Source organism: Anoxybacillus sp. ST4 (assembly GCF_019448545.1).
Classification (GTDB): domain Bacteria; phylum Bacillota; class Bacilli; order Bacillales; family Anoxybacillaceae; genus Anoxybacillus; species Anoxybacillus pushchinoensis.
In genome coordinates this window covers 25924-32730 of sequence record NZ_JAHZOE010000026.1, presented here as the reverse complement: position 1 = coordinate 32730, position 6807 = coordinate 25924, and the positions used below count along the sequence as shown (strand labels likewise).

The window sequence follows — 6807 nt, the reverse complement described above, 5'->3', positions numbered from 1 at the left end:
GTACCTATGGGTTGTTAGATATAAACAAAAATGAAAAAGTATGTGATGAGTTTTGTCGAAAAATATTTTTTTGGCACCCCTAAGATGCCAAGAAACCTTGATATATCAACATTTTTAGAGGGAGTGAAGAAGATGTTCATGCTTCCTGAAAATCGATCGAAGCACTGGTACGGGATTAGTGTGTTTTTATTTTTTCTTTTTCTTTGTACACTGGCCGGTTCTCGTTTGTTACTTGACATCTCCATGGATTTTAAACAATGGATTGCTTTTGCGGTGATATCCTTCATTTTAGCGAGCATTATCGGCGCAGGTGGGTTTTTCGGCAAAGCGGCATTCACTATTGTATCTTTCACTTTTGCAATCATTGGAATGATAAACGTCTTTTTTATTTCTATGACCCGCGCCCATGAAGGGTGGAGTGATATAACGAGCGTAATCTCCTTTCTTGTTATTTCAGCGTTCGGTATCGTCGTTGGCGTCATTGCTGAAGTTATTCGTAAACTGTTTAAGAAAAAAACAATGTAAAAAAAGCCATCCATGGAGATGGCCCTTACATATGAAGCATTTGTTTTTTGATTTCTACAACAAGCGGATGATCAGAAGGAATTTGAGCATATGTGACAAGTGCTCCTTCTACTCCGCTTTCTTTTATCGTTTGTTGAAGCTGTACCGCTTCTGTATCTCCTTCATAATCAAATAACAGCAACGCTGCGATGCCTTTTGCTAAAAATGTAGGAACTTCCCCGAAGCATTCATAATATTTCATCGCCGGCCGAATAAGGCGATCATTTGGTCCAAGTTTACGTATTGGTGAACGAGCCACCCGTGTCACTTCATCCGTCATGGCAGGATTGATAAATCGTTCAACAATCTTTTCCATATACGCTTGATGTTCAGCTTCATCCCAACCGTATTGATGAACAAGCACTCTCCCTGATTCACGTAAAGCATTTGTCACATCAGCAAAAATATCCCGATCTGCCATCGCTTCATGAATCGTCCCGTATTTCTTACGATACCCTAAATAAGAAGCGATTGCGTGCCCTGTGTTAACAGTAAACAATTTTCTTTCGATGTATGGCTGTAAGTCGTCAACAAAACGGGCACCGATAATGTGTGGAACATTTCCAATCACTTGTTTCGTCTCAACAACCCATTCGAAAAACGGCTCAACAACAACCGTTAACGGATCTTCGTGGCTTTGATTTGGAACAATCCGATCGACAGCACAATTTAAAAAAGCACATTTGTCTTTTAAAGATGCCTGTTCTTGTTCTGATAGGTGTTCCCATACATATTTCTTTAAATATTCACTACCACCGATCATGTTTTCGCAAGCAATGACATGCACAGGCGGCGCACATATCGTTAATCGTTTTTGTAGCCCTTGTGCAATTGTTTGTGAAATAAGCGGCAATACATTTGGTCCGACAGCCGTTGTCACTAAATGGGCACGAGCAAGATGATCAATGATTTCATCTCGTTGATGTTGACTATGCAGCGCCGATACATTACGAACAACTTGTCTCTCCGTCGTTTCTCCTGCGATCACCACTTCATACTGCCCTTTTTCCTGGAGCGCTTCTACAACTTTTTCATTTACATCGACAAATACAACGTCATATCCTGACTGTGACAACAAACTGCCGATAAATCCCCTTCCTATGTTTCCTGCGCCAAAATGAACCGCTAACATGTTATTTCACCTCACTTAATAATTGCAAAATTTCCTCTACAGTCGTTGCTGCAATCATCTTTTGAACGTTTTCTTCCTCAGAACATACAATTGCGACTTTTGAAAGAATTTCTAGATGTTCATTGTCCTTACCTGCAATACCAATTAAAATTTTCACTATATTCCCCTCGCCAAAGTCAACGCCATTCGGTACTTGAACGATTGACAAACCTGCCTGTTTCACGAGTTTTTTTGCGTCTTCTGTACCGTGCGGAATCGCCACAAAATTGCCCATATATGTTGATGTTAGCGCCTCTCGCTCAAACATTTTATCAATATAAAATTCCTCTACATATCCTCGTTCAACTAAAACACGTCCCGCTAATCGGATCGCTTCTTCTTTCGTTTTCACTTTTGCACCTAGTACGATGTTTTCTTTTGCTAGAACTGCCATTATGATTCACTCCTTATGCTGTTGAAGTTGTTCGTAAAAAAATTTTTCTAACTGTGTACTTAAAAATGTATGAATTTGTTCTTTATTCCCTTTTGAAAATAATTCCATACTTTCTCCGTCTTTAATAATGAGCGAACTGACATGACTGAGAACTTGTAACATACCGTCCTGCGCATCTTTTGGCGCTAGTAACAGCAGCAGACGATCCATTTGCATCGGCCGCTGATCCATACCGATCACCGTTTGCGGATGTGTAAGTGTATATATCGTAAATGACGGCAACAACACCGCTTCGCTTCGCGCGTGATATAACGCTAAAGACGTATTCGGAATTCCTAATCCACCAGCTTGTTCCCGCCGCAACAATTCTTCGACAACTAGCCCTTTTGTACGAATGACACCATGTTGCTCAAGTTGTGTACACGCATCTATTAACGCGTCTTGTAGTGTGCAAGAGAATAACTCCCTCATAGAAAAGCCATTTAGCAATTGAACAATCGTTTCGCTTACAACTTGAATCGAACGAATTTTTTCGATGCCCCTTTTCGTCGGAGTTGCTTTTTGTGCGCGAGAAGAAAACATTTTCTTTTTTAAAAATTGCCGTATCGAAGCAACTTCCTCTTCCGACAACATCGGGTTTACAAGAAAATATGGGCGGGACGTATGAATCGGAACCGTTGATACAATAAGATCATATTCGTTGACATCCATGTACCGAACATCGAAAAATGATTTTTGTTCAATATGGGAGATATCTGGTATTTCTTTTTTTAAACGAGTAGCTAATATTTTTGCCGTCCCAATTCCACTTGAACAAATGACAAGCGCACGAACTCCTTGCTTATCACGTAGTAGTGCTGATGCAAAATGAAGCACTAAATATCCGACTTCTTCTCTCGGTACCGTCATATGCGGGAATACATGACCCACACCCCGTTCAACAACATCAAATAACTCACTATAATCTTGCATAATTTTATGAAGCAATGGATTCGTAATTCCCATATGATGTTGAATGCGATATAAAGCTGGTTTTAAATGAACGACTAGATCTTCATATAGTGGATAGTCATCTGTGAAATCAACACCTATTTCATCGCTCACGAAACGAATAAGCTCCTGCACCTTCATCGCAATTTCCAAACTTGCTTCCTCTAGCATATATCCGCGACGGGCTCGTAACTTTGCCCCCATTAAATGCATCGTAATATAGCCAATTTCTTCGTTAGGGATAACAATATGGAATATATCCCCTAACCTTTTAGCGATTTTTTCTGCTGTCTCGTATTCTTTTGTAGCACGAATTGTCTGCAAATGTTGAGCATCAAAATGAATAGCTTCTCCCTGCATAATGCGCTCAATTGCTAGCGCCAGATGAATGACGAGCGCGATATACGAACTATCGGCAATGGTGAATGGGAGATCATCTTTCATCGCTTCAATTTCCTGCTCAATCATGAATAATTTTTTCTTATCGACAAATCCAAGCAGTTTCTCGGTTACCGTATTTACAAGATCGGTTGATTTTTTTTGTATAGATTCTTTCATGAGTGAAAAAAAGTGTGACTCATCAAAATGATCAAATAACAGTTCGCTCATCATTTTACGCTTTGCCGCCTCAGAGCCGCAAATTTCTACTCCATACCCTCTTTTTCGAACGAGGGAAAGACTATGTTTTTTCACTTTTTCTTCAATTTTGTCTAAATCGTTGCTGATGGTGGCGACAGTGACGTTTAAATCGTTGGCAAGAGAGATTAATTTCACCGGCTCTCCTGACTCTAATAAAGCAATTAAAATCATCGTTTGCCGCTCTTCTGGCGTATATTCCGTATGTGATAAACGGAACAAATACATTTGCAATTGATGCTTTTTGTCTTCGTCACCGACAATTTGAATTCCAACACCTGCTTTTTTGATTAGTTGTAAGTCGTACGCTTCAATGACTTGTTCAACACCTTTTAAATCGCGATGAACTGTTCGTTCACTAACATCTAATTGCTTAGCTATTTCTCCTACTGTAACTCCTTTTGGATGCAACAATAAAAGATCCAATATTTTTCTTTCTCTTGCTGATATATACATACACCCACCTCCTTGGCCAGCAACGATTGTTGACAAATTTTAAAAAGTATATGTTTTTTCAAGAAAATTTTATCGCTAATTTTTTTGTATCACAACAAATAGAAAGTACTTTTTCGTCGTACGGAATGTTGACATTTTTTAAATATGAAACAAAAAGGTAAGCTGGTCACTTACCTTTTTGTTTATTTGTTATTCACTTTTTAACATTTCGATTAACTCATCGTATTTTGGACTATTTAAGAAGTTTTCTACAGATACGTGATACGCATTCGGTAGCTTCTCTTTTGCGCGATCTGTTAAGTTTTGGTGTGTAATCACAACGTCCGCATCACCCGGTAACTGGTTAATAGCTGTATTTGTTACCTCAATATCGAGACCTGCTTTTTGTACTTTATTTCTCATAATCGAAGCACCCATTGCACTCGATCCCATCCCTGCATCACAAGCAAAAACAATTTTCTTTACTTGTTTTGGTGCTGTAGAGCTTAATACTGAAGCAACGCTGCTTTTCTTTCCTTTTAATTGTTGCATTTGCTCTGTTGCTTGTTCTAAATCCCCTTCTTCTTGTTTTGATGTTTTCAAGAAGAATGATGCCACTAAGAAAGAAACAGTAGCAGCAACGATCACACCAGCAAGAACACCTACATAATGACCACGCGGTGTCATAGCGAGTAATGCGAAAATACTTCCTGGTGATGGAACTGCGACAAGACCCGCATTAAATAATGTGAATGTAAATACTCCGCTCACACCGCCGGCAATTGCCGCCAAAATTAATACTGGACGCATTAAAATATATGGGAAGTAAATTTCGTGAATTCCTCCGAGGAAATGAATGATCACAGCACCTGGCGCTGATTGTTTCGCCATTCCCTTTCCAAACAACCAGTAAGCAAGTAAAATACCGAGACCTGGACCTGGGTTTGTTTCAAGCAAGAATAAAATCGATTTCCCTGTTTTCGCCGCTTGCTCAATACCAAGAGGACTTAAAATACCATGATTAATCGCATTGTTTAAAAACAATACTTTTGCTGGTTCAATAAAGATGTTTGCTAAAGGCAATAATTTCGCGTTAACAATCGCCTCTACACCTGCTGCCAATGTTTTGTTTAGTCCTAAAACGACAGGTCCAATTCCTTTAAAAGCGACTAATGTGAGCAATCCACCAATAATACCTGCTGAAAAGTTATTGACTAACATTTCAAAACCTTGTTTGACTTTTCCATGAACGAGCTTGTCAAACTGTTTGATCGCATATCCACCAAGCGGACCCATGATCATTGCACCTAAAAACATCGGGATGTCTGAACCGACAATAACCCCCATTGTTGCCGTTGCACCGACGACTCCACCGCGAACATCGTAAATCATTTTTCCGCCTGTATAACCAATTAATAATGGCAATAAATACGTAATCATCGGTCCAACTAATTTAGCGAATGTTTCACTTGGCCACCAACCTGTTGGGATAAATAACGCGGTAATAATTCCCCACGCAATAAATGCTCCGATGTTTGGCATAATCATTCCGCTTAAATAACTGCCAAAACGTTGCACTTTAACACGAAAACCTGTTTGATTTTCCATGTTCTCTCCTCCTCGTTTTCATTTTTGTCTTGCTATAGCTTAATATTAAAGCGCTTACAGATTGTGTTCAATGTAAAGTAAACATCATTTTGTCTGTCACAATCTTGTCATTTTTAAAAAACAGAAAGAGGAAAAAACATTTCTCAACCATTCCCATCTTTAGTTTGTCTCATTGCTGTAAAAACTAATGATGCATGAGGATGATACATGCTAAGGAGGGATGAACAAATGATAACGAAACTGACGAAATCCATTGTTGCTTTAAGTTTGTTGACCATTGTCGGTTGTAACAACGCAATGGATATGAATAACCGTTCAAACATTTCTGCTTTGCATACAACGCTATCGAGCAATCAATATCCGCATACAAAAGCGATATTGATTCAAGAAGCTCGCTATAAATTTGTTCCAATTGATCCGAAAGACGCAACAAATTGGCGATCACTAACCGAACAACAAAGAATGTATATGCAACCAAGACCTTATACGCAAGCACCAAATGCGTATCAACGTCCAAATCAAATAACACCAACACAACCGAACAGACAAACACAACAACAAACACAGCAACAGACAAGACAAACAACGCCGACTACAAATATTAGTCAATATGCCCAACAAGTTATTGACTTAACAAATAAAGAACGGGCGCGGGCAGGACTGCCAGCTTTACGCGCTGACGCTCAACTTAGTTCTGTTGCCCAGAAAAAATCAGAAGACATGCAAAAAAATAATTATTTCTCGCACACAAGTCCAACATACGGATCTCCGTTTGATATGATGCGCGATTTTGGCGTTTCTTATCGAACAGCTGGGGAAAACATTGCGAAAGGGCAGCGAACACCCCAAGAGGTTGTCAATGCATGGATGAATAGCGCAGGACATCGAGCGAACATTTTAAATCGCAATTTCACACATATTGGCGTCGGATTTGACGGAAACGGAAATTATTGGACACAAATGTTTATCGGGAAATAAGAAACCCGCCGTCTCGGTGTGAGGCGGCGGG

6 protein-coding genes are annotated in these 6807 nt (G+C 39.5%); 2 read left to right on the top strand and 4 right to left on the bottom strand.

Going from position 1 to position 6807, the window contains the following annotated elements:
• The first annotated feature begins 132 nt into the window (after window positions 1-132).
• Entirely contained in the window at window positions 133-525 is a 393-nt protein-coding gene (locus K1I44_RS12735; RefSeq protein WP_004577716.1) for a hypothetical protein, read from the top strand.
• Window positions 526-550: 25 nt separating this feature from the next.
• On the opposite strand, the gene K1I44_RS12730 is transcribed toward K1I44_RS12735, so the two are convergent.
• From K1I44_RS12730 to K1I44_RS12715, 4 genes are all read right to left on the bottom strand, one after another.
• Entirely contained in the window at window positions 551-1696 is a 1146-nt protein-coding gene (locus K1I44_RS12730; protein WP_219986353.1) for a mannitol-1-phosphate 5-dehydrogenase, read from the bottom strand.
• A gap of 1 nt (window position 1697) precedes the next feature.
• A complete protein-coding gene (locus tag K1I44_RS12725; protein ID WP_004577718.1) occupies window positions 1698-2129 on the bottom strand; it encodes a PTS mannitol transporter subunit IIA in 432 nt (143 codons plus the stop codon).
• A gap of 6 nt (window positions 2130-2135) precedes the next feature.
• The gene (locus K1I44_RS12720; RefSeq protein ID WP_219986352.1) at window positions 2136-4211 is read right to left on the bottom strand and encodes a BglG family transcription antiterminator; all 2076 of its coding nucleotides are present in this window, start codon (window positions 4209-4211) and stop codon (window positions 2136-2138) included.
• Window positions 4212-4400: 189 nt separating this feature from the next.
• Entirely contained in the window at window positions 4401-5798 is a 1398-nt protein-coding gene (locus tag K1I44_RS12715; RefSeq protein ID WP_003397410.1) for a PTS mannitol transporter subunit IIBC, read from the bottom strand.
• Window positions 5799-6026: 228 nt separating this feature from the next.
• On the opposite strand from K1I44_RS12715, the gene K1I44_RS12710 reads away from it, so the two are divergent.
• A complete protein-coding gene (locus K1I44_RS12710; RefSeq protein ID WP_219986351.1) occupies window positions 6027-6776 on the top strand; it encodes a CAP domain-containing protein in 750 nt (249 codons plus the stop codon).
• Window positions 6777-6807: the final 31 nt, after the last annotated feature.